General features: G+C 71.5%; 26 protein-coding genes. 14 read left to right on the top strand and 12 right to left on the bottom strand.

All coding sequences use genetic code 11. The features are described from left to right. The first annotated feature begins 31 nt into the window (after positions 1-31). Genes ACFWZ2_RS19265 through ACFWZ2_RS19255 form a run of 3 tightly spaced genes read left to right on the top strand, consistent with a single transcriptional unit; the run spans position 32 to position 4,261 of the window. A complete protein-coding gene (locus tag ACFWZ2_RS19265; protein ID WP_384547140.1) occupies positions 32-2,251 on the top strand; it encodes an iron-containing redox enzyme family protein in 2,220 nt (739 codons plus the stop codon). Continuing rightward, complete coding sequence (locus tag ACFWZ2_RS19260; protein WP_384547138.1) at positions 2,244-4,082, top strand: carbamoyltransferase; 1,839 nt, start codon at positions 2,244-2,246, stop codon at positions 4,080-4,082. Before ACFWZ2_RS19265 ends, ACFWZ2_RS19260 begins: the two co-directional genes overlap by 8 nt. Before the next feature lie 38 nt (positions 4,083-4,120). Next, complete coding sequence (locus ACFWZ2_RS19255) at positions 4,121-4,261, top strand: hypothetical protein (RefSeq protein ID WP_384547136.1); 141 nt, start codon at positions 4,121-4,123, stop codon at positions 4,259-4,261. Positions 4,262-4,268: 7 nt separating this feature from the next. Here the strand turns inward: ACFWZ2_RS19255 and ACFWZ2_RS19250 are convergent, their stop codons facing one another. The 3 genes from ACFWZ2_RS19250 to ACFWZ2_RS19240 all read right to left on the bottom strand — a co-directional run bounded on the left by ACFWZ2_RS19250 (position 4,269) and on the right by ACFWZ2_RS19240 (position 6,525). After that, entirely contained in the window at positions 4,269-5,168 is a 900-nt protein-coding gene (locus ACFWZ2_RS19250) for a transporter substrate-binding domain-containing protein (protein ID WP_384547134.1), read from the bottom strand. A gap of 98 nt (positions 5,169-5,266) precedes the next feature. Continuing rightward, on the bottom strand, positions 5,267-5,995 hold the full coding sequence (locus tag ACFWZ2_RS19245; protein WP_384547133.1) for a hypothetical protein: 729 nt from the start codon (positions 5,993-5,995) through the stop codon (positions 5,267-5,269). 32 nt (positions 5,996-6,027) lie between these two features. Continuing rightward, a complete protein-coding gene (locus tag ACFWZ2_RS19240) occupies positions 6,028-6,525 on the bottom strand; it encodes a hypothetical protein (protein ID WP_384547131.1) in 498 nt (165 codons plus the stop codon). A gap of 198 nt (positions 6,526-6,723) precedes the next feature. Between ACFWZ2_RS19240 and ACFWZ2_RS19235 the strand changes: the two genes are divergently transcribed. Then, positions 6,724-9,933, top strand: a complete 3,210-nt coding sequence (locus ACFWZ2_RS19235; protein WP_384547129.1) for a tetratricopeptide repeat protein — start codon at positions 6,724-6,726, stop codon at positions 9,931-9,933. A 40-nt stretch (positions 9,934-9,973) separates the two neighbouring features. On the opposite strand, the gene ACFWZ2_RS19230 is transcribed toward ACFWZ2_RS19235, so the two are convergent. From ACFWZ2_RS19230 to mca, 3 genes are all read right to left on the bottom strand, one after another. Then, on the bottom strand, positions 9,974-10,672 hold the full coding sequence (locus ACFWZ2_RS19230) for an alpha/beta hydrolase (RefSeq protein WP_384547128.1): 699 nt from the start codon (positions 10,670-10,672) through the stop codon (positions 9,974-9,976). Between the two features lie 150 nt (positions 10,673-10,822). After that, positions 10,823-11,074: a hypothetical protein gene (locus ACFWZ2_RS19225; protein WP_384547126.1), complete on the bottom strand. Its 252-nt coding sequence runs from the start codon at positions 11,072-11,074 to the stop codon at positions 10,823-10,825. Then, complete coding sequence (mca, locus tag ACFWZ2_RS19220; protein WP_384547124.1) at positions 11,067-11,948, bottom strand: mycothiol conjugate amidase Mca; 882 nt, start codon at positions 11,946-11,948, stop codon at positions 11,067-11,069. The genes ACFWZ2_RS19225 and mca overlap by 8 nt, the downstream gene beginning before the upstream one ends. A 168-nt stretch (positions 11,949-12,116) precedes the next feature. Here mca and ACFWZ2_RS19215 point away from each other — a divergent pair, with 168 nt between their 5' ends. Both ACFWZ2_RS19215 and greA read left to right on the top strand, forming a co-directional pair. Continuing rightward, positions 12,117-12,524, top strand: coding sequence for a DUF4307 domain-containing protein (locus ACFWZ2_RS19215; RefSeq protein WP_384547122.1), 408 nt, complete (start codon positions 12,117-12,119; stop codon positions 12,522-12,524). Positions 12,525-12,690: 166 nt separating this feature from the next. Beyond that, complete coding sequence (greA, locus tag ACFWZ2_RS19210) at positions 12,691-13,188, top strand: transcription elongation factor GreA (RefSeq protein WP_384547120.1); 498 nt, start codon at positions 12,691-12,693, stop codon at positions 13,186-13,188. Positions 13,189-13,271: 83 nt separating this feature from the next. On the opposite strand, the gene ACFWZ2_RS19205 is transcribed toward greA, so the two are convergent. The 3 genes from ACFWZ2_RS19205 to ilvA all read right to left on the bottom strand — a co-directional run bounded on the left by ACFWZ2_RS19205 (position 13,272) and on the right by ilvA (position 16,505). Continuing rightward, positions 13,272-14,123, bottom strand: coding sequence for an ABC transporter permease (locus tag ACFWZ2_RS19205; protein ID WP_384547119.1), 852 nt, complete (start codon positions 14,121-14,123; stop codon positions 13,272-13,274). Then, positions 14,120-15,127, bottom strand: coding sequence for an ATP-binding cassette domain-containing protein (locus tag ACFWZ2_RS19200; protein ID WP_384547117.1), 1,008 nt, complete (start codon positions 15,125-15,127; stop codon positions 14,120-14,122). Before ACFWZ2_RS19200 ends, ACFWZ2_RS19205 begins: the two co-directional genes overlap by 4 nt. Before the next feature lie 148 nt (positions 15,128-15,275). Continuing rightward, complete coding sequence (gene ilvA, locus ACFWZ2_RS19195; protein WP_384547115.1) at positions 15,276-16,505, bottom strand: threonine ammonia-lyase; 1,230 nt, start codon at positions 16,503-16,505, stop codon at positions 15,276-15,278. Between the two features lie 157 nt (positions 16,506-16,662). Here ilvA and ACFWZ2_RS19190 point away from each other — a divergent pair, with 157 nt between their 5' ends. The 3 genes from ACFWZ2_RS19190 (at position 16,663) to ACFWZ2_RS19180 (ending at position 17,996) form a co-directional block, all read left to right on the top strand. Continuing rightward, a complete protein-coding gene (locus tag ACFWZ2_RS19190) occupies positions 16,663-17,181 on the top strand; it encodes a MarR family winged helix-turn-helix transcriptional regulator (protein ID WP_384547113.1) in 519 nt (172 codons plus the stop codon). Positions 17,182-17,245: 64 nt separating this feature from the next. Next, positions 17,246-17,728, top strand: coding sequence for a sigma factor-like helix-turn-helix DNA-binding protein (locus ACFWZ2_RS19185; protein ID WP_384547112.1), 483 nt, complete (start codon positions 17,246-17,248; stop codon positions 17,726-17,728). 16 nt (positions 17,729-17,744) lie between these two features. Continuing rightward, positions 17,745-17,996: a hypothetical protein gene (locus ACFWZ2_RS19180; protein WP_384547110.1), complete on the top strand. Its 252-nt coding sequence runs from the start codon at positions 17,745-17,747 to the stop codon at positions 17,994-17,996. A 3-nt stretch (positions 17,997-17,999) separates the two neighbouring features. On the opposite strand, the gene ACFWZ2_RS19175 is transcribed toward ACFWZ2_RS19180, so the two are convergent. After that, positions 18,000-19,154 (bottom strand): cystathionine gamma-synthase, encoded by a 1,155-nt coding sequence (locus ACFWZ2_RS19175; protein ID WP_384547109.1) that lies wholly within the window; start codon positions 19,152-19,154, stop codon positions 18,000-18,002. Between the two features lie 101 nt (positions 19,155-19,255). Between ACFWZ2_RS19175 and ACFWZ2_RS19170 the strand changes: the two genes are divergently transcribed. The 5 genes from ACFWZ2_RS19170 (at position 19,256) to ACFWZ2_RS19150 (ending at position 23,593) form a co-directional block, all read left to right on the top strand. Then, positions 19,256-20,374, top strand: a complete 1,119-nt coding sequence (locus ACFWZ2_RS19170; RefSeq protein ID WP_384547107.1) for a hypothetical protein — start codon at positions 19,256-19,258, stop codon at positions 20,372-20,374. Positions 20,375-20,476: 102 nt separating this feature from the next. Then, the gene (gene msrA / locus ACFWZ2_RS19165) at positions 20,477-21,184 is read left to right on the top strand and encodes a peptide-methionine (S)-S-oxide reductase MsrA (protein ID WP_384547105.1); all 708 of its coding nucleotides are present in this window, start codon (positions 20,477-20,479) and stop codon (positions 21,182-21,184) included. Between the two features lie 65 nt (positions 21,185-21,249). Next, on the top strand, positions 21,250-22,182 hold the full coding sequence (locus ACFWZ2_RS19160; protein ID WP_384547103.1) for a DUF5829 family protein: 933 nt from the start codon (positions 21,250-21,252) through the stop codon (positions 22,180-22,182). A 131-nt stretch (positions 22,183-22,313) separates the two neighbouring features. Beyond that, complete coding sequence (locus ACFWZ2_RS19155; RefSeq protein WP_384547102.1) at positions 22,314-22,970, top strand: ClpP family protease; 657 nt, start codon at positions 22,314-22,316, stop codon at positions 22,968-22,970. 14 nt (positions 22,971-22,984) lie between these two features. Further along, positions 22,985-23,593, top strand: coding sequence for a ClpP family protease (locus tag ACFWZ2_RS19150; RefSeq protein WP_384547100.1), 609 nt, complete (start codon positions 22,985-22,987; stop codon positions 23,591-23,593). Between the two features lie 23 nt (positions 23,594-23,616). Here ACFWZ2_RS19150 and ACFWZ2_RS19145 read toward each other — a convergent pair whose 3' ends face one another. Both ACFWZ2_RS19145 and ACFWZ2_RS19140 read right to left on the bottom strand, forming a co-directional pair. Beyond that, positions 23,617-23,946, bottom strand: a complete 330-nt coding sequence (locus ACFWZ2_RS19145; RefSeq protein WP_384547281.1) for a helix-turn-helix domain-containing protein — start codon at positions 23,944-23,946, stop codon at positions 23,617-23,619. A gap of 195 nt (positions 23,947-24,141) precedes the next feature. Beyond that, positions 24,142-25,032: a helix-turn-helix transcriptional regulator gene (locus ACFWZ2_RS19140; RefSeq protein ID WP_384547099.1), complete on the bottom strand. Its 891-nt coding sequence runs from the start codon at positions 25,030-25,032 to the stop codon at positions 24,142-24,144. Between the last annotated feature and the right edge of the window lie 98 nt (positions 25,033-25,130).

The raw sequence follows: 25,130 nt of genomic DNA, 5'->3' as shown, positions 1-25,130 counted from the left end.
CGTGTACTAGGTCCACCACCAGGGAGCGCCCATGCACGATGACGCACGACGCAGCGGCGTCATCCCGCCCGCCTCGCCCGCGCGAGGCGCCGACGCCGACTCCACCTTCCGACGGCTCTACGCCCGCGCCGCCGACCCCGAAGTCCTCGTCCCCGGCGGCGAGTTGACCGACCTGGTCCGCGGGGAGCTGCGCCAGTCCGCCATCGACACCGACCGGCCGCTCGACGACCTGATCCGGGAGGCCGCCGCGTGGTCGTCCGCGGCGGCGGACGCGTTCCGGGCGGTGGGAGACCTCGCCGACCGCGACGGGCACCGGCGCCTCGCCCGCAGGGCGGCCCTTGGCTGGGCGCCGCTCGGTCTGGCGTCCGGGGCCTGGCTCCAGTGGCTGACCGCCCCGGGCACCGCGGACGCCCCGACGTCCCTGCGCATCCTCGCGCTCTACGCCTCCGACGTCGGCGTCGGCCACCCGGGCGCCGCAAGGGGCAGCGCCTGTCTCGGCCTGCTCCGGCTGCTGCGGGTCTCGGAGAACGCCGTACCGCTCGCCCGCCTCGCCGGTGACCCGCGGATCACGGACACGGCGTTCCGCCTCCCGGCCCTCCTTCTCCTGATGAGCCGACGGCCCGACGACTTCCGCGAGGAGCTCATCGGCGCGGACCTGTGCCTGCGCGCCGTGGGGCCGCCCCCGCCGCTCGCCCTGGTCGACAGGGAACTGCCCGCCGACTGGGCGGCGCTCGACTGCTCGCGGGCCCGGGACGACGGTCCTTCGCCGACGGAGCGGTGCCGCGCCCTCGCGGACACCCTGGTGCGGGCCGGTCCCGAAGCGGCGGCCCGCGTATACGCGGGCTTCGGCTGGGCGCTGGCCACCCTGAGAGGCCAAGTCGAGGCGTTGCAGGTCGAGTTGCGCGCTTCGCTCGACCCCGAGTTCGACATGGCCGAGCTGATGCGTCAGCGCGCCAGGGAAGGCTCGGTCTATCACCATGACGTATCCCTCGCAGACCGGCCGCTGTCGGAGTGGCTGAAGGACTGCCGGGACGACCCGAAACCGTTCCTCGACGTCCTGGCGCGCAGCAGGCTCGTCAGACCCGGACGTTCCGGTGCCAGCCCCCTGGTCACGACGCTGGTCGGCGAACGCGGCCCGATGTTCCGGGTCTTCTCGCCCGACGACCTCACCGTCATCAGCCGGTGGATCGACGCGCTCGACGGACCCGGCCCCCGGAAGACCGACGAAGACACCAGCTCCCCGGCCCCCGCCGTACGGCACCTCGCGAAGCTGCCCGCCCTCCTGGAGACCGCACCCCCCTCCGGCGACGGCCCACGCGATCTGCGCGAGGCGTACCGGACGCTCATGGTGCGCACCTGCAGCCCGGCGGTCGACGCCTGGTGCCTGCGGTACGTACGGAGATGGCTGGCACGCGCCCGGTACCGCATGGACGCCCGTTCCGTACCGCTCCCCGAACGATGGACGACCGACGGCCTGCGACCCTGGCTCCAGGCCCAACACGACCGGCACGGAACGCAGTTCGAGGAGAGCGCGGACACCCCGCTGCCGTCGCGGGAGGCCGTGGTGGACGACGCCGTGCAGACGGCGCCGCTCACCCTGATCGACGGAAGCTGGCTGCAGGGCTTCACCGACTACGAACTGGCGTCGTCCGACATCGGCCACTCCCTCTTCGCGACCTACTGGGACGAACTCGGCAACGGCGAGACCGGACTCAACCATCCCCTGATCTACCGCCAGGTCCTTGAGGAGATGGACGTCGTCCTGCCGCCGACGGCGTCACCGGAGTTCGCGCACTGGCCGGGCTTTCGCGACGCGTCGTTCGAACTGCCCGTCTACTGGCTGTGCGTCGGGCGCTTTCCGCGCACGTTCCTGCCCGAGGTGCTCGGCCTCAATCTGGCCATGGAGCTGTCCGGCGTGGGCGGCACCTACCGGCGGGCCGGGCTCGCCCTGCGGAAGTACGGCTTCAGCACCCGCTTCGTGGACATCCACAACACCATCGACAACGTCGCCACCGGGCATTCCGCATGGGCGGCCGACGCCGTCGACACCCTCATGGCCCGGCTCTCCGACCCGCTCGGGCCGGGCAGCCGGGCGGAGGTCTGGGAACGGGTGCGGGTCGGCTACCGCTCCCTCAACCCGCCGTCCGGCTTCCTGGCCCGCAGGGCCGCGCGCGGCGGACGGCCCGCGGGAAGCCGGTGGCGGGGCGCCACCACGGTCATGCCAGGGGCGGAGGAACACAGCGGTGTCTGACTTGGTGCTCGGAATCTCGTCCTTCTACCACGACAGCGCGGCCGCGCTCGTACGCGACGGAGTCCCCGTCGCGGCGGCGCAGGAAGAGCGCTTCAGCAGGAAACGGCACGACCCCTCGTTCCCCGCCCAGGCGGTCGGCTACTGCCTCGACGAGCTGGGGGCGTCCCTCGGCGACGTCTCCGCGGTCGCCTATTACGAAGACCCGCGGCTGAAGTTCCGCAGGGTGCTCGCCACCTTGATCGGTGCCGCGCCCACCGGTCTCGCCTCCTTCCGGGAGACGCTGCCGGGCTGGCTGCGGCCCGGCGGCAAGCTCAGGACGCTCGACGTCGTACGGCGCGAGCTCGCGTCACTGGGCCGCGGGCGGGTGCCGGACATCGTGGCGCGGCGCCACCACGAGTCGCACGCGGCCTCGGCCTTCTACCCCAGTCCGTACCGGTCGGCCGCCGTGCTGTGCGTGGACGGCGTGGGCGAATGGGCCACCACCACGTTGTGGCACGGCAGGGACACCGGGCTCAGGCCGCTGGCCGAGATCCGCTTCCCGCACTCGCTGGGACTGCTGTACTCCGCCCTCACGTACTTCTGCGGCTTCAAAGTCGACTCCGGCGAGTACAAGTTGATGGGCCTGGCCCCGTACGGCAGGCCCCGGTACGCGGACCTGATGAAGGAACGGCTGATCGACATCAAGCCGGACGGTTCGTTCCACATGGACATGCGGTACTTCGCGTATCTGCGGGGGCAGGTGATGACGGGCCGGGCGTTCGAGAAGCTCTTCGACGGCCCGCGGCGCACCCCCGAAGGGCCGCTCACCCAGCGCGAGTTCGATCTGGCCGCGTCCGTCCAGAGCGTCACCGAGGAGGTGATGCTCCGCCTGGCGCGCACCGCGCGGGAGCGCACCGGGGAGTCCACGCTCTGTCTGGCCGGCGGCGTGGCGCTGAACTGCGTCGCCAACGGAGAGATCGTCAGGAGCGGGATCTTCGACGAGGTGTGGATCCAGCCCGCCGCCGGAGACGCGGGCGGGGCGCTGGGGGCGGCGACGGCGGTGGCGATGGAGCGCGGAGCCGCGCGCGACCACGTCGGCGGTGGTGGGGACGCGATGTCCGGCTCGCTGCTCGGCCCCGCCTTCAGCGACGCGCAGATCGCCGAGTACCTGCGGGGCCACGGGATTCCGCACCACCGCCTCGACCCCGGCAGCCTGGCCGACGATGTCGCCGCGGCGCTGGCCGACGGCAAGATCGTCGGGTGGTTCCAGGGCCGCATGGAGTTCGGGCCCCGGGCGCTCGGCGCCCGCTCCATCCTGGGCGATCCCCGCGATCCCGCGATGCAGTCCGCGATGAACCTCAAGATCAAGTTCCGGGAGTCGTTCCGCCCGTTCGCACCCGCCGTGCTCGCCGACGACGCGAAGGACTACTTCGACCTCCGCCAGGAGAGCCCGTACATGCTGGTGGTGGCGCCGGTGGCGGCGGCCCGGCAGCTCCCGGTGACCGAGACCGGCGCGACCGGCATCGACCTGCTGCGCGTGCAGCGGTCCACGATCCCCGCCGTCACTCATGTCGACCGCTCCGCGCGCGTGCAGACGGTCGGCTCCGGGAGCAACCCCGCGTATCACCGGCTGCTGACCGCCTTCAAGGCGCGGACGGGCTGCCCGGTCCTGGTCAACACGTCGTTCAACGTACGCGGCGAACCGATCGTGAACTCGCCGCACGACGCGTACACCTGCTTCATGCGCACGGACATCGACATGCTTGCGATGGGCAACTTCCTGCTGCACAAAAGCGAGCAGCCCGCCTGGTCCGAGGAGGGCGACTGGCGCGCGGACATTCCCCTCGACTGAACCGCCCCGCCCCGCCCACCGCACTCACCACGGAGGTCGTGCGAGACATCATGCTCGTCATCGTCTATTACGTGATCGCCACCCCGCTCGGCCTGGCGAGCCGGTTCCTGCACGACCCGCTGACGCGACGCCGCAGGCGACGGGCCCGGACCTACTGGATCGAATCGGCGGACCGCTGAGTCCCGCTCAGTCCTCGCCGCTGTTCGCCGGCTTGTCCCTGCACGACAGGTCGGAGATCTCCTGGGCGGTCGGCTTGGCCTCGTCCCGCTCGGCCCTCGGCATGGCGGGGAGGTTGTTCTGGACGTCGCGGTCCCAGTCGGCGCTGTCCACGTACGCCGTCAGGAGATCGCGCAGCTTCTCGCAGTCCTCGCGATGTCCCTTGGCCATGGCGATGCCGTAGTCGTTGGGCACGCTGTTGAACTTGATGCCGGGCACGACCTTCAGGGAGGGGTGCTCCTCCATGAACCCGTAGAGGATGAGCCGGTCCGTGGAGACCGCGTCGACCTCCTTGGCGAGGAGCGCCTTGACGCAGTACCCGGCGTCCTCCTCGGTCCGCACGGAGATCTTCCGGTACGCCTCGCGCTTCATCTCGGTGGCGGACGTGGTGCCCCGCCAGACGCAGACCTGCTTGCCGTTCAGATCGCCCAGGTTCCGCAGCTCGTCGGCGTCGGCGGAGCGGACGAGGACGCCCTGCTGCGTGGAGGCGTAGGGGCCGACGAAGTCGAGATCCTCGCCGCCCTCCTCCTCGGGCTTCATCCGGTCCGCCGTGATCGAGTAGGTGGCGGCCACCAGGTCGAGGTGCCCGTCGCGCAGGGCGCTCCCCCGGTTCTTGGACAGGACGCCGCTGAAGTACGGCGGTTCGACGCCCGCCCTGCCGAGGAGTTCACGGGTGACGGTCATGTCCAGGCCGTTGAACTCGCCGTCGTGCGGGGAGTAGCTGGTGCCCGGCTGGTCGCTCTTGGCGCCCACCCGCATGCCGTCCTTCAGGAACGGCGCCTCGTCGTCGCCCCCGCAGCCCGCGAGGGGCAGCCAGAGCAGGGCTGCGGTGGCCGTCGCCGTCCACCGGCGTCGTGCCGTTGCGGTCATCTGATCCCTCGCTCCTGGCCCGGCGGGCGGTTCGTTCGGTCGTCGTGTGCTGCGGTCGGCCGGTGCGGGGGCGGCCGTCGTACGTCCGGTCGGCGCGGTCAGCCGTTGTGCAGGGTGCCGATCGCCTTCTCCACCCGCATCGTGCAGCCCGGGTCGGTCCGCAGATAGATCTCGAACCGCACGTCGCCCTGCCGGCCGCCGAGGTCGTAGTCGACGGTGGAACGGGCGGCGACGTCGGACACCTGCGGGGTGACGTTCGCGGTGAGCGCGGTGAGGGTGGCTCTGGTCTTGTGGACGCAGGTCGGGGTGTCCGGCCTGTCGTCCCTGATGGTCAGCGAGAGCCGGAGCCGGTCGCGCCGCTCGTCGGCGGCGGGCGCGCGGACGGTCAGGGTCAGCTTCCGGTTGTCCTTGCCGTCGAGCGGCTGCTCGCCCTGGTACGTGACCGCCACGTCGACCTCGCTGTTGTCGACGAGGCGGATGAGGCTCCAGCCGGCCAGCGCGGCACAGACGACCGAGATGATCGGTACCCACACGAACCGGCGGGCGCTGCCGGGGGTGTCCGCGGTGCCGCTGCTCCTGACGATGTGGACGACCGCCCCGGCCGCGGCGGCGAGCAGCAGGCCGAGGAAGAGGGCGAAGGTGCCCGACTGGCCCGCCGCCCCGTTCTCCGGCCAGAGCAGCATGGCGATGACGGCGACCACGAGCACCGCGGCGAACAGCAGCCAGCCCGCCACGAGCGACGTGCCGATCCTGATGACCTTCTGGATCAGCGTCAGATTCCCGATGGTGTTCGCGGCCAGGCCCTGCGGCCCGGTCGCTCTCGCCATGTTGTGGGAGTCGGGGCCCGTACCCGGAACGGTCACCTCTCGCCCTCGGAGCCGCTCCGCCCCTGGGGTCCCCGGCCCTCGGCACCGCTGTCGCCCTGCACATGGATCGTGCCGATCGAGTTCGCCGCGATGGAGCCGGGGGCGTACGCATGGGCCGTGTTGTACGTGACCGGGGCGGCCTGGGGCTGCGCGATCCGTCGTACGTGGTGCAGGAGATGCCCCTCGTCGAGGTCCTGCCGCGGCCCGTCGAGCCACGCCCGCAACGCCTCGACGAGCTGCCGCCGTTCGTCGGGGCCGAGCCGCTCGATGAGGGCGTCCAGTTCGTCGGCCCGCTCCGCGTCATCCGTCGAAAGCCCGCCGCTCCCGCGGCCGTTGGCGGTGAAGAGGCGACGGAAGAAGCCCTCGCCCCGCGCGACCGACTGATCGGCGATGCGGTCGGACGCCGACCGCAGGACGGAGGCGCCGAGAAGGTTCGCGACATCGACGAAGGCGGGCGCGAGTTCCGTGGAAACACCGAACAGTTCGGACAACGCACACTCCCCGCCGCAGTGGATTTTCGTTCAACTCTTCGCTCAACAGACCGATGGTAAAGGCAAGTTGACAGAGGGGACAGAGTGTCCGCACGAGAGGGGTCACCTGCCCTGATCGGTGGACGCCCTCGCTTCCTCGCGCCGTACGCAGGACACTTGTGACCGCAGGCAACTGTTGCTCTCGGAGGGGGAACGCATATGCGGGACAGCCATCGGGCCGAGGCCGAGCGGCTGTTGGCACGGGCCGTCGAGGAGGAGGTCCGGCGTTCGGGCGGGCGCGTCGACGCGGGGTTGCTGCTCTCGCGGGCGCGCGGCGCGCTCGACGCCATGGGGCAGACGGCCGCGGAGGAGTACGGCGCGTACACCGCGGCCCTCGACGAGGCACAGGCGGGCCAGCTCACCTTCGGGCAGCGCTACGCACGCGAGGGGGCAGGCACCCCCCTGCTGGTCGCGGTCGTCGCCGCGCTCGCCGCGGGCGTCTCCGACCTGGCGTTCGGCACGAGCGCGGGCACGGCCATCGGCACCGGCGTGGCCGTCGCCGTCGCGGGCGCCGCCGCCACCGTCGTGAAGGTGACGGCATCGCACGTCCCCGCGGCCAGCCGCCGCGCCGGGGCGCTCAGCCAGCCCGGCGGGCCCGAACAGCTGCGGCTGCAGTGGCTGACGGCGCTCGAAGTCCGCGGCATCCGGCCCTTCCTCGACCAGCAGCGGGTCCTCGCCGCGTCGACCGGCACCCGGACACAGAAGAAGACGGCGCCCCAGCTGCGCGGCACGGACAAGAGCGCGGCGGCCCGCAGGCGCTCCGTCCTCGAACAGTCCTTCACCCAACTCCCGGAGAACATAGGTCCCTTCGCCGGCCGCAGGGGCGAACTCGCCCGCATCGCCCAGCACGTGCACGCGGCGCGCGCCAGCACGGACACCCGGCCCACGGTCGTCGTCCTGCACGGCGCGCCGGGCTCGGGGCGCACCTCGCTCGCGGTGCGGGCCGCGCACGAACTGCGCGACCAGTTCCGCGGCGCCTGCGTGGTGGACCTGCGCGGCGACAACCCGCAGGAGACCCCGCTGTCCACCCGCGACGCCCTGCTGCACCTCCTGAACCGCCTCGGCGCCCCCCGCGAACAGCTCCTCTTCCGCGAACGCTCCTCGCAGGAACAGCAGCTGAAGCGGCTCAGCGAGCTCTACCACCAGTACCTGACGGGCCTTCCTGTGACCATCGTGCTCGACGACGCGTCCGACGCCGAGCAGGTCCGCACCCTCATCCCCGAGCGCTCCGACAGCCTCGTCCTCGTCACCGCCCGCGAGCCCCTCGACCTCCCGCGCGACCTGCCCGCCTGGGTGCACCTGCTGCCGGTCGGCGCGCTGGACGAGGCGGGCGCCGAGGAACTCCTGCGGGAGTCCGCCGAAGACCTCTCCGGGCCCTACGACGCCGAATCGGCCGACGAGGTACGGAAGTTGTGCGGCGGCCTGCCGCTCGCCCTGCGCGCCGCCGGTTCCTCGCTCGGCCCGCGCACACCGCGCCAGCTGGCCGCCGACCTCGCCGCGTACGGCCCGGTGGACCCCGTGGAGCGCGTCCTGTGGCTGCGCTACACCGACCAGGCCGAACCCGCCCGGCGCCTGCTGCGCCGCCTCGCGCTCGCCGGCCGCGCCTCGCTCGGCGCGGCCGCGGCCGCCGCGCTGCTCGCCACCGACGAGAAGGAGGCCGGCCGCAGACTCACCGCGCTGGCCAGGGCCGGACTCGTCGACCATGTGCGCGGCGGCCGCTACCGCCTGCACGACCTCGTGCGCTCCTTCGCCCAGGCCCGCCTCCTTGACGAGGAGGAACCCGCCGAGCGCAGCGCGGCGCAGGAACGTCTCATCGTCAGCTACGGCGAGCTGGCCGACACCGTCATCCGCCTCGTCGACGGCAAGACGTCCACCCGCGCCGACCAGTTCGGGCCGCACGGCTTCGCCTCCCTCGACGCGGCACTGCGCTGGCTCGACGACGAGTCGACCTTCATCACGGCGGCGCTGCGGCACGCGGAGGGCGTCGACCAGCAGGCCGTACTCAGCCTGCTCGGCGCCCTGTGCGACTACTGCCTGCTGCGCGGCGACCTCTACCGCCTCGGCGAGATCAACGAACTCACCCAGGCCATCGACCAGGGCCTGCTCGGTCGCAGCGTGCAGTGGCGCACCGGCATCGCGGCCCGCCAGCTCGGCGAGCTCGACCAGTCCCGTACGACACTGAACTCCGTCGTCGACCTCTACTTCGAGGCCCACCAGGACGCGGCCGCCGCCCGCGCCCTCGGCTCGCTCGGCATCACGCTGCACCACCAGGGCAACCTCAAGGAGGCGGCCGCCCGCCTCAACGACGCCCTGGAGCTGCAGTCCGCCGACGAACTGGCCGGCGACCGCGCCTGGACGCTGCACGCGCTCGCCGCGGTGGAACGCGACCGCGCCCACCTCGCGCAGGCCCTCGACAAGCTGGAGAAGGCACTGGTCCTGCACCGCGCGAGCGGCTCCGTGCACGGCGAGGCATGGACGCACTTCCAGCTCGGCCAGCTCTGTCTGCGCATGGGCGACGTGCCGCGCGCGGAGAACGAGCTGCGCGACGCCCTCGATCTGTACGGCCGCACCCGCGACCCGCGCGGCGAGGCCTGGGCGATGACGCAGCTGGCGCGCGCCCGCCTGGTCGACGGCGACCCCTCGCCCGCGGTCGACGGCCTGCGCCAGGCGGTGTCCAGGCACCGCGACAACGAGGACGCGCGCGGCGAGGCCTGGTCCCTGTACTACCTGGGCCAGGCCCTGGAGGAGACCGGCAGCCTCGACCAGGCGGTGCGCGATCTGGAGCGGGCCCGCACGATGTTCTCGCGGATGCGGGACGTGTACGGCCTGGCCTGCGCGCGCCACCACTCCGCGCGCGTCACCCGCGACCAGCGCGCCGCCCAGACCGGCTCGCTGCGCAACTCCGGCTTCGCCCGCCAGCTCCTGGTGGACGCCCGCGCCGACTTCCAGCGGATCGGCGTCGCGCACGGCGAGGCGTGGACGTGTCTGGAACTGGTCGTCGTGGACGCCGGAAACGCCCGCACCCAGCAGGCGCTCGCCCTCTGCGACGAGGCGATCGGCCTCTTCACGTCCTACGGCGACCGGCGCGGCGAGGACTGGGCCCGCTTCCTGCGCTGCACCCTGCTGCCGTACGCGTCCCCGGGCGGCTGGGAGATCGGCACGGCCGTCGCCCAGGAGGAACTCGCCCAGCTGGCCCGCGCGGGCCACCCCGTCCGCGACGGCAAGCTCGACGAGTACATCCAGGCGTACGGCCTCCTCCTGGAGCGCGGCGCCGACCTCGAAACGGGCTGGCAGGCCTGGCGCCTCGGCATGGTGCCGAGCCGCCACGCACGGGAGGTGATGGGCGTCCCGGTGCCGCAGCCCGGCTGAGCGGGGGCCGCCCGCGCCCGGCGGTGCGGCGCCGTGCGGCTCAGCTGCCGCCCGTCTCCTGCGCGGCCGCCTCGATCAGGTCGCAGACGTCGCCGGGCCGCGATGCGAGCGAGGCGTGCGAGGCGTCCAGCTCGATGGTCTTGCGCGGGTTCATCCGCCGGGCCATGTCCCGCTCGTTGTCCGGGTGGATCATGCGGTCGGCGGTGGAGACCTGGTACCAGGACGGCTTGGCACGCCAGGCCGGTGCCGTGACCGGATCGCCGAAGGTCGACCCGAGGGGCGCCTTCTGCGTGACCGCCATGACCAGCGCCTCGTCGGCGGTCAGATCCTGGGCGAAGCTCTCCTGGAACGCGTCCTGCTTGATCCACAGATAGCCGTCGGAGTCCGGGGCGATGTTCTCGAAGGCCGCGGGCGGCCGCTCCTGGCTGATCTGCCCCGGGCTCTCCCCGGCGTCGGGCGCGAACGCCGCGATGTAGACGAGCCCCGCGACATTGGGCAGGTCGCCCGCCTCGGTGATGACCGCGCCACCGTAGGAGTGGCCGACGAGCAGCACGGGCCCCTCGATCTGCCGGACCATGGTCCGGGTGCGTTCGGCGTCGTCGGCCAGCGAGGTCAGCGGGTTCTCCACCGCGTGCAGGGCGCCGAAGCCCCGCCTGTGCAGTTCGACGATGACCTTGCCCCAGTGGGCGGCACCGCCCCAGAAACCATGCACCAGCACGATGCTCGGACTGTCTGCCATGACGTCGTACCCATCCGCTCGGCCCCCTGTGTCGGCAGACCTCACGCTAGGCCGATCGGCGGCAGGCCGCGACCCGGGCAGGGCGGCACGCGACAGCCCCTCTCGTCGTACAACAGACGATCAAGACGGGCGGCCGGCGCCGCCGGGACGCTAGCTGTCGCCGTCGGGGCGCTTCGACTCCGCGCCCGCTCCGGCACCCACCGGCTCCTTGTCGGAGGCCGACTCCTTGAAGTCGACCTTCCCCATGTGCCGGTTCATGGACTTCATCAGGCCCCAGACGGCCAGGGCCATCACCGCGAACACGATGAAGCCGAGGACACCGGGAGTCACCTTGTTCTCGTCGACCTCTTTGGCGAGAGGGACGAGCTGCGTCATTGCCAGATGTGCGTTCACGCTAGGCATTGTCGCGGATGCCCGCAAAGAGGTCGTCCTCGGGGAGGGAAGTATCGACGAGCGACTTCGCGAGCTCGTACTCCTCCGTGGGCCAGACCTTCTTCTGGATCTCCATGGGCACCCGGAACCAGCCGCCGTCGGGGTCGATCTGCGTGGCGTGGGCGATCAGGGCCTTGTCGCGGATCTCGTAGAAGTCGCCGCACGGCACATGCGTGGTCAGCGTGCGCTCGACCCGCTCGAACTCGTCCCAGCGCTTGAGCCAGTCCCCGTACGGCGACTCCAGGCCGTGGTCCAGCATCGCCTGGTGCAGCGCCTCGGTGCGCGGCCGGTTGAAGCCCTGGTTGTAGTAGAGCTTCTGCGGCTGGAAGACCGGGCCGAACTCCGACTCCGGGTACTTCTCGGCGTCCGCCGCACCCTCGAAGGCCACCATCGAGATCTTGTGGGTCATGATGTGGTCGGGGTGCGGATAGCCGCCGTTCTCGTCGTACGTCGTGATGACCTGCGGACGGAAGGAACGGATCTGGCGCACCAGCTCGCCGGAGGCCTTGTCGACGTCCTCCAGGGCGAAGCAGCCCTCGGGCAGCGGCGGCAGCGGGTCGCCCTCGGGCAGCCCGGAGTCGACGAAGCCGAGCCACTCCTGCTTGACGCCGAGGATCTCGCGTGCCTCGTCCATCTCCTTCTTGCGCACCTCGTGGATGTGCTCCTGGATGTAGGTGTCCCCCTGGAGCTTCGGGTTGAGGATGTCGCCGCGCTCCCCGCCCGTGCAGGTCACGACGAGCACGTCCACCCCCTCGGACACGTACTTGGCCATGGTGGCCGCGCCCTTGCTCGACTCGTCGTCGGGGTGGGCGTGCACGGCCATCAGTCGCAGCTGCTCAGTCAAGACTCGATCCTCAGATATCGGGCGCCCTCGTGAATACGGCGCGATGAACGGGTGCCGTCCCGCAGGAGCATCATGAGGGGCGGCGGTCGGGTGGCAGGTGGGCGGCTTCTATAGTGACGGAACCGGGGGGCGGAAAATTCCTGCATCCCCTGTTCCTGGAGGACGATCATGGCGGCGGTGGGCTCGAAGCTCCCCGAGGGCCGGTACGGCCGCTCGCGCACGGCCGACGAAGCCGCCGACCGCAAGCTCAAGACGGTCGGCGCCGTGCTCGGCGTCCTGCTCCTCGCGGTCGTCGGCTGGTTCGGCTACGACTACATCAACGGCACGAAGATCAGCGCCGAGGTCATCAAGTTCGACGTCGTCTCGGACAAGGCCGTCGAGGTGCACCTCGAGGTGCGCAAGGACACCGACGCCCGGGGCTACTGCACCCTGCGCTCGCAGTCCGAGGACGGCGCCGAGGTGGGCCGCGCGGACTTCCGCTTCGACCAGCGCAAGGACCGCGTCGACAAGGTCGTCACGCTGCGTACCACCGCGCGGGGCACCAACGCCGAGCTGCTCGGCTGCCACTCCGACTGAGGCCCGCCGCCTTCACGGCGCTCACCTGCACTGACGTATTTCTGACGGCTTATGTCCTCCCCCTGGCGCGCCTGAATTGTTAGGCTCGTGGTTTCGCCCACCCGTGAGGGAACATCCTTCTGGGTAGGGCGATGCTTTGTATTCCCAGTACCTACGAGGAGCACCTGTGACCCAGACGAGCGAGAACGTCACCTGGCTGACCCAGGAGGCGTACAACCAGCTCAAGGCCGAGCTGGAGTACCTGTCTGGTCCTGCGCGCACCGAGATCGCGGCCAAGATCGCGGCGGCGCGCGAGGAGGGCGACCTGCGCGAGAACGGCGGGTACCACGCGGCCAAGGAGGAGCAGGGCAAGCAGGAGCTCCGCGTCCGCCAGCTGACCCAGCTCCTGGAGACGGCCCGGGTCGGCGAGGCCCCCGCCGACGACGGCGTGGTGGAGCCCGGCATGGTCGTGACCATCGCCTTCGACGGCGACGAGGACGACACCCTGACCTTCCTGCTCGCCTCCCGTGAGTACGCGAGCGCCGACATCGAGACGTATTCGCCGCAGTCCCCGCTGGGTACCGGCGTGCACGGCAAGAAGATCGGCGAGGACGCGGAGTACGAACTGCCGAACGGCAAGTTCGCCTCCGTCAAGATCCTCGCGGCCAAGCCGTACCAGGGCTAGCGCTTCTTCCGAGCTCAGGACGAGACGGCTCAGGACACGACGAAGGCCCCCGGCACCTGAGTGCCGGGGGCCTTCGTCGTCGCTCAGGCGGTCGCCGAGCGGTACTTGCGGACGGCGAGGGTGCGGAAGATCAGGACGATCAGGACCGAGTAGATCACCGAGGCCCAGACCGGGTGCTGCATGGGCCAGGCCCCGGAGTCGGAGACGCCCGGATTGCCGAAGAGCTCACGGCAGGCCTGGACGGTCGCGCTGAACGGGTTCCAGTCGGCGACGTGCCGCAGCCACGGCGTCATCTGGCTGGAGTCCACGAACGCGTTCGAGATGAAGGTGACGGGAAAGAGCCAGATCAGGCCGCCCGACGTGGCCGCCTCCGGGGTGCGCACCGAGAGGCCGATGAGCGCGCCGACCCAGGTGAAGGCATAGCCGAGCAGGAGCAGCAGACCGAAGGCGCCGAGGGCCTTCGGGATGCCCTCGTGGACGCGCCAGCCGACGAGGAGGGCGACGATCGCGAGGACGAGCAGGGTCAGCGCGGTCTGTACGAGGTCGGCGATGGTGCGCCCGGTGAGGACGGCGCCGCGCGCCATGGGCAGCGAGCGGAACCGGTCGATGAGGCCCTTGTGCATGTCGTCGGCGATGCCGGCTCCCGCGCCGGCGGTGGCGAACGTGACGGTCTGCGCGAAGATGCCCGCCATCAGGAAGTTCCGGTAGACCTCCGGGTCGGTGCTGGCGCCGATCTTCATGGAGCCGCCGAAGACGTAGCTGAACAGCACCACGAACATGATCGGCTGGATCAGGCCGAAGATGACCATCTCCGGGATGCGTGACATCCGGATGAGATTGCGCTTGGCGACGACCAGGGAGTCCCTGATGGACTGGCCGATGCCGCCCGCGGGCCTGGGGCCCGTCGTGCGCACGGTGTCGGTGACGGCGCTCACTTGTCGGCCTCCTTCTTGCGCTTGCCCTTGGCGTCGGCCTCCGTGCCGCCGCCCTCGTCGCCCAGCTCGGCCACGTGGCCGGTGAGGGAGATGAAGACGTCGTCGAGGGTGGGGCGGCGCAGTCCGATGTCGTCGATCTCGATGCCGCGGGTGTCCAGCTCGCGGATGACCTCGGCGAGCAGCTTGGCGCCGCCGGTGACGGGCACGGTCATCTTGCGGGTGTGCTCGGCGACGGCGACCTCGCCCTTGCCGAAGCCGCGCAGGACCTCGGACGCGGTGGCGATGTGGTCGCGCTCGTGCACCACGACCTCGACGCGCTCGCCGCCGGTCTGGGCCTTGAGCTGGTCGGAGGTGCCACGCGCGATGACGCGGCCGTGGTCGACGACGCAGATGTCGTGCGCCAGGTGGTCGGCCTCTTCGAGGTACTGGGTGGTCAGCAGCAGTGTCGTACCGCCCGAGACCAGCTCCTGGATGACCTCCCAGAGCTGCTGGCGGTTGCGCGGGTCGAGGCCGGTGGTCGGCTCGTCCATGAACATCACGGGCGGCGAGACGACGAGCGCGGCGGCGAGGTCGAGTCGGCGGCGCATGCCTCCGGAGTACGTCTTGGAGGGCCGGTCCGCGGCGTCGGCGAGGTTGAACCTGTCGAGCAGCTCGCCCGCTCTGACCTTCGCCTCCTTGGCCTTCATCTGGTAGAGCTGGCCGACCATCTGGAGGTTCTCACGGCCCGTCAGATACTCGTCCACGGCGGCGAACTGGCCGGACAGGCCGATCGAACGGCGCACCTCGTTCGGGTGCTTGAGGACGTCGATGCCCGCGACGACGGCCTTTCCGCTGTCGGGTGTGAGGAGTGTCGTCAGGCAGCGAACCGCCGTGGTCTTCCCCGCGCCGTTCGGCCCGAGGAGGCCGAGCACGGTGCCTTCCGGGACATCCAGATCGACGCCGTCCAGAGCCCTTACGTCGCCGAAGGTCTTCACCAGGCCTTCGGCGTAGATGGCGCCTGGCATGTGGGTTCTCCCAGTGGTGTGGGTGACTTCCTACGGAAAAGCTTAGATATGCCGGACATCGTGCGCCCGGCGACCGGTGACGTAGGACACACCATAACGCGATACATCGCGTTCGCTCAGCCGTTTTTCGAAAGAGTCCCGGATCGGGTCAGGCGATCACCGTGTAGCCCGCGTCCCGCAGCGCCGCGCCCACCTCCACGCAGTGCGCGGGGCCCTTCGTCTCCAGGTGCAGCTCGACCTCCGCCTCGGTGAGCCCGAGCCGCGGATCGGTGCGCACGTGACTCACGTCCAGGACGTTGGCGTCGACCTCCGACAGCACCCCGAGCAGCGTCGCCAGGGCCCCCGGCCGGTCCGTCAGACGCAGCCGCAGCGACAGATAGCGGCCCGCCGCCGCCATGCCGTGCCGCAGGATCCGCTGCATCAGGAGCGGATCCACATTGCCGCCCGAAAGGAGCGCCACCACCGGGCCCTCGAACGCCTTCGGCGCGCTCAGCAGGGCCGCCACCGGGCTCGCGCCGGCCGGCTCGACGACCATCTTGGCCCGCTCCAGACAGAGCAGCAGGGCACTGGACAGCTCGTCCTCGGAGACCGTCACGATGTCGTCCACCAGGTCCTCGACCAGCCGGAACGGCACGTCCCCGGGGCGGCCGACCTTGATGCCGTCGGCCATCGTCGCCGGGTTCACGACCGACACCGGGTGCCCGGCGGCCAGCGAGGGCGGATAGGCCGCGGCCCCCGCCGCCTGCACGCCGACCAGACGCACGTCGGGGCGCAGCGACTTGACCGCGACCGCGATGCCCGCGGCGAGACCGCCGCCCCCGACGCCGACGACGACCGTGCGCACCTCCGGGCACTGCTCGAGGATCTCCAGGCCGACCGTGCCCTGCCCCGCGATGATGTCGGGGTGGTCGAAGGGGTGGATGAACACCGCGCCCGTCTCGCGCGCGTACTCCTGCGCGGCGGCCAGCGTCTCGTCGACCACCTGGCCGTGCAGCCGCACCTCCGCTCCGTAGTCCCGCGTCGCCGCGACCTTGGGCAGCGGCGCACCGGCGGGCATGAAGACGGTGGAGCGCACCCCGAGCAGCGAGGAGGCCAGGGCCACGCCCTGCGCGTGATTGCCCGCGCTGGCCGCGACCACACCGGCCGCGCGCTCCTCGGGGAGCAGTCCCGCGATGCGCACATAGGCGCCGCGCAGCTTGAAGGAGCCGGTCCGCTGGAGGTTCTCGCACTTGAGGTGCACCGGGGCGCCGACCAGCTGCGACAGGTGCCGACTGCCCTCCATCGCCGTCGCGCGGGCCACTCCGGAGAGCATCTTCTGCGCGCCGCGCACGTCGTCGAGAGTGACCGTCGGCAAGGAGTCAGGCGTGCGGTAGCTCATGACGGCAAGTCTTGCAGTCGGCGTCCGACTCCTCCTGCGATGACCAAGGGCCGAGACTGTTCTCCCCGTAGGTTTGCGCAGCGCAGGTACGGTCCGCCCTCCGGCCGCGTACCCTGTCCCCCAACCCACTGCCCTCGCATGAAGTGAGCCCCCGGCCATGCCCACAACTCCGGACATGACGACCGCCAGCGACCCCGGCCTTCTCGACAGCCTGCAGCACCAGGTGGCCGTCTTCGCCCGCCGCGCGGAGCAGACCCGCCTCGGCGGCGTAGGCCAGGTCCGCAACTCCATGGACCGCGCCGCGTATCTGCTGCTCAACCGCCTCGACAAGGAAGGCCCGATGGGCGTCAAGGCGCTCGCGGCGAGCATGGGCATCGACTCGTCGACGGTCACCCGCCAGGTCGCCCCGCTGGTCGACACCGGGCTCGTCAAGCGCACCTCGCACCCCGAGGACGGCCGTGCCGTGGTGCTCCAGCTGTCGCCGCGCGGGCAGGCCCGCCTCGACGAGGTGCGCTCCTCGCGGCGCGAGCTGATGGCCGAACTGACCCAGGACTGGGACCCGGCGGAGCGCGAGAGCTTCTGCGCGCTCCTCACGCGCTTCAATTCCGCCCTCTCGGCACGCCAGACGTCACAGGCGGCGCCCGGTGGAGAGGTTCCGGCCACTCCGGAGTCTTGACCCCGGCCCCGCGTCTGGCCTCATATGAGACCGGGATCCCCCTTCCCTGTGGCCGGGAGGTGCGGTGCGCGAACGGCAGGCGTTCCAGAACGCCCGCCGTGCCCGGGAGTTCGAGGCGTTCGTCGCGGGCGCGGCAGGGCGGCTGCTGCATGCCGCCACCCTGCTCACCGCCGAACCCGCCGACGACAACCCACGCGCGCGTGCCCTGCTGACGGCGGCCCTCGCGCACACCTACGCGATCTGGGACCGGCTGCGCGGCGAGGATCCCTACGACCGCACCCGGCAGCAGCTCGCCCTGCGCTTCGCGCGCGCCGCCTGGCGCCGCCACCGCGGGCACGGCGGCGTCCTGGAGCGGCTCAGCCCGCAGGAGCGGCTGATTCTCGTCCTGCGGATGTACGAGGGCGTGGCCGAGGAACAGACGGCGGCGCTCCTCGGTCTGCCCACCGACCGGGTCCACGCGATCTGCGCCCGCGCGATGGCGACGGTCCTGCACCCGCCGCGCGGCCCCGCGCCCACGCGCGCGCTGAGCGGGGCGGCACCCTCATGAGCGAGGCGGCACCGGCATGAGCCAGTACGAGCGCAAGGAATCGGCCGTACGACGCCTTCTGGAGAGCCGTCCGCCCGCGGTGCCGCCCGAGCTGTGCGCCGACGCGGTGCGGCGCGGCGGCCGGATGCTGCGGCGGCGGACCGCGCTGCGCCGGTTCTGCTGGCTGCTGCTCCTGGTGGCCGTCGTGACCTTCGCCGTCTGGGCGTCCGTCGCGCAGCCGTGGGTGGAGCCGCCGTCGCAGACGACTCCACCGCTCACCCGCTGGTAGCTCCTAGCCGAGCGCCTGCTGCAGGTCGGCGAGGAGGTCGTCCGCCGACTCGATGCCGACCGAGAGGCGCACGAGGTCCGCGGGGACCTCAAGGGCCGAGCCCGCCACCGAGGCGTGCGTCATGCGGCCCGGGTGCTCGATCAGGGACTCGACGCCGCCCAGGGACTCGCCCAGGGTGAACAGCTTGGCGCGGTTGCAGACCTCGACGGCCGCGTCCTCGCCGCCCTCGACCTGGAAGGACACCATGCCGCCGAACGCCTTCATCTGCTTGGCGGCGATCTCGTGGCCGGGGTGCTCCGGAAGGCCCGGGTAGAGAACGCGCGTCACGCGCGCGTGCCGGGTCAGCATCTCGGTGACCTTGGTGGCGTTCTCGCTGTGCCGGTCCATGCGCACCGCGAGGGTCTTGATGCCGCGCAGCACCAGCCAGGCGTCGAAGGGGCCGGCGACGGCACCCATCGCGTTCTGGTGGTACGCCAACTCCTCGCCGAGCTCCGGGTCGTTGACGACGAGGGCGCCGCCGACGACGTCCGAGTGGCCGCCCATGTACTTCGTCATGGAGTGCACGACGACGTCCGCGCCGAGCGCGAGCGGCTGCTGCAGGTAGGGGCTGGCGAAGGTGTTGTCGACGACGAGGCGGGCCCCGGCCTCGCGGGCGATCTGCGCGACCGCGGCGATGTCGGTGATGCCGAGCAGCGGGTTGGAGGGGGTCTCCACCCAGATCGCCTTCGTACGGTCGGTCAGCGCGGCCCGCACCGACTCCGGGTCGGAGGTGTCGGCCACCGACCACTCCACGCCCCACCGCGAGACGACCTTGGCGAACAGGCGGAAGGTGCCGCCGTACGCGTCGTTGGGGATGACCACGTGGTCGCCGGGGGCGAGCAGCGTACGGAGGAGGCAGTCCTCGGCGGCCAGGCCGGAGGCGAAGGCGAGGCCGCGGCGGCCGCCCTCGAGCGCGGCCAGGTTCTCCTCCAGGGCGGTCCGCGTCGGGTTGGCGCTGCGGCTGTACTCGTAGCCGCCGCGCAGGCCGCCGACGCCGTCCTGCTTGTAGGTGGAGACCTGGTAAATGGGCGGGACGACGGCGCCCGTGAGGGGATCGGCGGTGTTGCCCGCGTGGATCGCCACCGTCTCGAAATTCTGCGTGCTGTGCGAGTCACTCATGCGGCCTGAGCGTAATGCGCGCACGGGTCCTCGCGCCGGGTCGGTACGGCTGCGTCCCGCCAGGTTGGCCAATTGTCGGACGCGTCTGGTTCGCTTGAGTCATGGAGATTCTCTGGGTCCTGATGGCAGTGGTCATGATCGGTGCGGTGCTGGGGCCCGTGCTGCTGCGCAGGCGCGGCGGAATCCGGCAGGTCGCCCCCGGCGCCCCGGACGCCGCGGACCCGGCGAACTACGGCTTCCTGCGCCAGGAAGAGCTGGACATCCGCATGCCCGGGCCCGACGGCGATCTGCTCGACGTCCTCGACCTCGTGCAGCGCTCGCAGGAGTGGAAGGCCGCCTCGCAGCTCCTTGCGGGCACCGAGACGCACGGCGAGCGGCGCTGGCAGCGGGTGCAGGCGTTCGCGGGCGCGGCGTCCCTGGAGCTGCAGCAGCGGCCCGGCGGGGTCAGCGACAGCCCCGGCGGGCAGTGGCTGCGGGTGTGGCGGGCCGAGGCGCCCAAGGACGCGGGCGGCGCCGCGGTGCACGCGGAGTTCCTCGTCCAGCAGGCGTGGCGCACCTCGACGCAGGGCACGGACGAGTTCCGGATCATCCTGGAGGAGGCCAAGGAGGCGTGCGCGCAGGCGGCGCTGCTCTCCCCCGGCGACCCCGTTCCGTACATCATCGAGCTGTCCATCGCGCGCGGACTCGCCTACCCCCGCGAGGAGTTCGAGCAGCTGTGGCTGAAGATCCTGGACCGTGCGCCCGCGCACATGGGCGCGCACCTGGCGGCGCTGCACTACTGGTGCGAGAAGTGGCACGGCTCGCGCGACCTCGCGTACAACTTCGCGGAGGCCGCGGCGGCCCGCGCCCCGCGCGGCTCCCTGCTCGCCGCGCTCCCGCTCTTCGCGGTCCACGAGCACCTGCCCGAGGTCAATCTGGTCCGCGGCTTCTACCAGAGCGAGGTCGTCACCAAGGCCGTCGAGGGCGCGCTCTTCGCGGTGCACGCCGCGCGCCCGGACGACCCGATGCTGGCGCACGTACGGCATCTCCTGGTCTTCTTCCTGGTCCGCTGCGAGCGCTGGTCCGAGGCGATGAACCAGCTGGTGCACGTGGACGGGCACGTCGGCGCGCTGCCCTGGACCCTGTCCGCCGACCCGGCCGCGGACTACGCGGTGTACCGGGCGCTCGCGGTGGCGGGGTACGAGGCGAACGGCGGAAGCCCGGCGACGCTGTCGCACTGAGCACCGGGCCCGGCCGGGCGGCGCGGACCGGCCCCGAGGAATGCCCGAAGCCGGAGCCGCGTTCTTCTGAAGGACCCCTGTCACGCACGAGGAGAGACCCACATGATCTTCGGCCGCACGCCCGAGCTCCCCACCCCCGAGCAGGCCCTGAAGGGCCGGGCGACCCCGGAATTCGAGGTCCCCTCGCGTCACACGGTGCTCGGCAACGCCCTGCTCGGCCCCTACCCCGACGGCCTGGAGGTCGCCGACTTCGGCCTCGGCTGTTTCTGGGGCGCCGAGCGCAAGTTCTGGCAGACGCCCGGCGTATGGACGACCTACGTCGGCTACCAGGGCGGTTACACCGAAAACCCCTCCTACGAAGAGGTGTGCTCCGGCCTGACCGGCCACACCGAGGTCGTCCGCGTCGTCTTCGACCCGGCCGAGGTCTCGTACGCCTCGCTCCTGAAGCTGTTCTGGGAGTCGCACAACCCCACGCAGGGCTTCCGGCAGGGCAATGACGTCGGCACGCAGTACCGCTCGGCGATCTACACCCACTCCGCCGACCAGGAGGCGGTGGCCACCGCGTCCCGCGACGCCTACCAGCAGGTCCTGACGGCCGCCGGGCACGGCACGATCACCACGACGGTGCTGCCCGCCGAGGACCGGACGTTCTGGCCGGCCGAGGCGTACCACCAGCAGTACCTCGACAAGAACCCCGACGGGTACTGCGGGATCGGTGGCACGGGCGTCACGCTGGAGGAGCCGTTCGAGACGAACTGGGGCGCCTCCTGCCCGACCGGTGTCGCCACCGCGCCCGAGCCGACCGAGTAGGCCCTGCCGCCCCGGGTTGCGGGAACCCGGGGCGGACCGGTTCCGCGCCTCCTACGATGACGCGCATGCTGCTGAGACGAACGTTACGAGTCGTCATGGTTCTCGCGCTGGCCCTCCTGGGGGCCGTCCAGAGCGGCGCGACGGTGCAGGCCGTGGAGGGGAGGACACCCTCCGGCCGGCAGTTGCTCTTCTACAACCACGCCTACGGAGTGCTCGACCGGGAGACCGCCGACGCCATCGAACACTCCGCCTATCTGCGGAAGTTCGCCAACTTCCAGGTCCGCACCACGACCGGTTCCGGCGGACAGACCTGGACCGGCCGCTATCTGATGGGCCGCGAGACCTACCTCGAACTCTTCGGCGTCGGCGATCTGCCCGACCCGGACGGCAGGCTCGGCTCCGCCGGGATGGGCGTGTCCACCGAGCGCGCCGGTGACCTGGCGAAGGTCCTCGATCGACTACGGGACCTGGGGGTCGGCAAGCCCTTCGAGTTCCTCCAGACACGGGACTTCGGCGACGGCGTCCCCGTGCCGTGGTTCGACGCGGTCTTCACCACCGACCAGTACGACGCGTTCGGCGCCTGGGCCATGGAGTACCGCCCGGAGTACTTCGCCGACCCGCGCGGCAGGACCGAGCCGCCCAACTACCCCGGCGACGTGGGCCGCGAGCGCTATCTCCCCGACGCCTACCAGGAGCACCAGATGCGCGACGTGACCGGCGTCCACCTGGCCGTCACCGCACGCGACCTCGCCAACACGGTGCCGCTGCTGCGGGCCGGCGGCTTCGACGTGCGCCCCGCACCGGGCGACGGCATCGTCGCGCACCGCGGCGGCACCACGCTCCGCATCGACTCCGTCGCCCGCGGCCAAGTGGGCCTGCGCCAGGTCGAGATGGCCCTCAACCACCCCGTGCAGCGCCACGTCGAGCAGATCGGCCACTCCACTCTCACGGCCGGTCCCGGCGCCCACGCCACCTGGACCTTCGCCACCCCGGAGTAGCCCGCACTTCTCCCCTCCTCTGCCCTCAGCGAATCTGCCGCGGGCAGAGATCTCTGACAGCGGCGGTCCTCCCGGGCAACAGTGAAGTCACGGCGCGGCGTTCGGGAGCCGCGGGACTTCTGGGAGGACCGATGTCAGTACGCGACAGTGGGTGGGACGCGGCGCGGCCCCGGGGTGAGGACGGGGAGACCAGCCCGTCGCGCTTCGACGACCATCTCGCCGCGCAGTTGCTCAACCAGCGGATCGTGTTCCTGGGGACGCAGGTGGACGAGGTGTCCGCGAACCGCGTCTGCGCTCAGATGCTGCTGCTCTCCGCGGAGGACCCCAAGACGGACATCAGCCTGTACATCAACAGCCCCGGCGGGTCCGTGACCGCGGGGCTCGCCATCTACGACACCATGCGGCTGATCCCGAACGACGTGGCCACCCTCGCCATGGGATTCGCCGCCAGCATGGGGCAGTTCCTGCTCAGCGTGGGCACCCCGGGCAAGCGGTTCGCGCTGCCCAACGCGCGGATCATGATGCACCAGCCGTCGGCCGGCATCGGCGGCACGACCGCGGACATCGCCATCCAGGCCGAGAACCTGGAGTTCACGAAGAAGGCCATCGAGCGGATCACCGCCGAGCACACCGGGCAGAGCGAGGAGACGATCTCGCGCGACGGGGACCGCGACCGGTGGTTCACGGCCGAGCAGGCCAAGGAGTACGGCATGGTCGACCGGGTGGTCACCTCGCTGGAGGACGTGCGGCCCGCCGGGGCCAAGCGCCGTATCGGGCTCGGGATCTGAGAGGGGATCAGGGGATGAGTCAGTACACCATTCCGACCGTCGTCGAGCGCACCCCGCAGGGCGAACGGTCCTACGACGTCTACAGCAGGCTGCTCTCCGAGCGCATCATCTTCCTCGGCACGGAGATCGACGACGGGGTGGCCAATGTGGTCATCGCGCAGCTGCTCCACCTGGAGTCGTCCGCCCCCGACCGCGAGGTGTCCATCTACATCAACTCGCCCGGCGGATCCTTCACTTCACTCATGGCGATCTACGACACCATGAGCTTCATCACCGCGCCGATCTCGACGTTCTGCGTCGGGCAGGCCGCGTCCACCGCCGCCGTGCTGCTCGCGGGCGGCGACCCGGGGCGGCGGTTCGTGCTCGACCACGCGCGCGTGCTGCTCGGGCAGCCCGCGAGCCGGGGCCAGCAGGGGACGGTGTCCGACCTCAGCCTGCAGGCCAAGGAGATGGTGCGGATCCGCTCCCAGGTGGAGGAGGTCCTTTCCCGGCACACGGGGCACGACGTGGCGACGCTGCGTGCCGACATGGACCGGGACAAGTTCTTCACCGCGCAGGAGGCCGTCGCCTACGGGATCGCGGATCAGGTGCTCAGCAGGCGGGTCGTGCCTGCCGCCGCCTGAGCCGCGGCCCCACGGCCCTGCCGTCAGGCGGCCAGGCGCACATCGCCCTGGTAGGACGCCCTGGCCGGCCTCGCACGGGGGAGGCCGGCCAGCCGGGTCTGGGCCAGCGAGAGCAGGTCGGGCAGGCCGAGGCCGAGCGCGCGTGCGGCGGCCGCGAGGACCTCGGAGGAGGCCTCCTTGCGGCCCCGCTCCAGCTCGGAGAGGTAGGGCATGGAGATCCGTGCGGCGTCCGCCACGTCCTTCAGCGTGCGCTCCTGCGCGAGGCGCTCACGGCGCAGGACGTCCCCGACGAGGTCGCGCCAGAGCGGCTCCTTGGCCTCCGGCGCCCTGGTGCCCGGTGGGCGCAGCGGGATGACACGGGCTCCGGCCGGCCCGTGCGTCGGCTTCTGGTCCCGCCGGGGCTGCTGCTTCTGCTTGCGCTCCGGCGACTGCTGCGGCTCTCGTGCCTCGTGGCTGCTCACTCCCCCAGCCTAGGAGCGGTACGGCGGGGACGGCAGTACGAGGCGTTCTGCCGCCCGCGAAACCCCGCTGCGGCCCCGCCGGAACCCCTACTTCGTCCCCGACCCGACCGACGACGCGTCCCGCCCCCAGCTCGCGAGCAGCCGCAGCCCCTGCGCGGAGGCCGAGTCCGGCTCCGCGTGGTACATCAGCAGCGACTGGTCGCAGTCGTCCGGCAGGCGCAGCGTCTCGAACGACAGGGTCAGTTCGCCGACCAGGGGGTGGCGCATGCGCTTGCTGCCGTGGCCCTTCTCCCGCACGTCGTGCGTGGCCCACAGGCTCCTGAACTCCTCGCTCTTGACGGAGAGTTCACCGACGAGTCCGGACAGCTGCGGGTCGTTCGGATAGCAGCCCGCGTCCATGCGCAGATAGCTGACGATGTCCGACGCCTTCTGCTCCCAGTCCACGAAGAGTTCGCGCGAGCGCGGGTCGAGGAAGCAGATGCGCGCCCAGTTCCGGTCGGCGGGGGCGAGCTCGCTCCAGTCGCCGAAGAGCGCGGCGGCGAGCGCGTTCCAGCCGAGGATGTCGGAGCGGCGGCCGACCACGTACGCGGGCACGCTCTCGATGGAGTCGAGGAGCTGCTGCAGCTGGGGCCGCATGTACTGCTGCCGTACGGCCTTCTTCTTCTTGTGGGCCTTCGGCTTCGCGAGGTGCGTCAGATGCGCGCGCTCGGCGTCGGTCAGGCGCAGCGCGCGGGCGATGGCGTCGAGCACCTCCGCCGAGACGTTGCGGCCGTTGCCCTGTTCGAGACGCGTGTAGTAGGCGACGGAGACCCCGGCGAGCTGCGCCAGCTCCTCGCGGCGCAGTCCCGGCACCCTGCGGTGGCGCCCGAAGTGCGGCAGCCCGACGTCCTGCGGCTGCAGGCGCGCCCTGCGGGTGCGCAGGAACTCGCTCAGCTCGGCCCTGCTGTCCAGGGGGCGGCCCTCGGGGATCTCGTCCATGCACTCCAGTATCCAGGGTCGTACGACCCCGAGCCTGACCCCGTCAGTGGTAGGCACAGCGGTCGTAGGCAGAACAGGTGTCTGGGTGACCGCGCAGC

Origin of the sequence: Streptomyces sp. NPDC059002 (genome assembly GCF_042740435.1) — a bacterium.
Taxonomy (GTDB): Bacteria; Actinomycetota; Actinomycetes; order Streptomycetales; family Streptomycetaceae; genus Streptomyces.
Note: the sequence above shows the minus strand (reverse complement) of the source record. Positions and strands in the feature narration are given on the sequence as shown.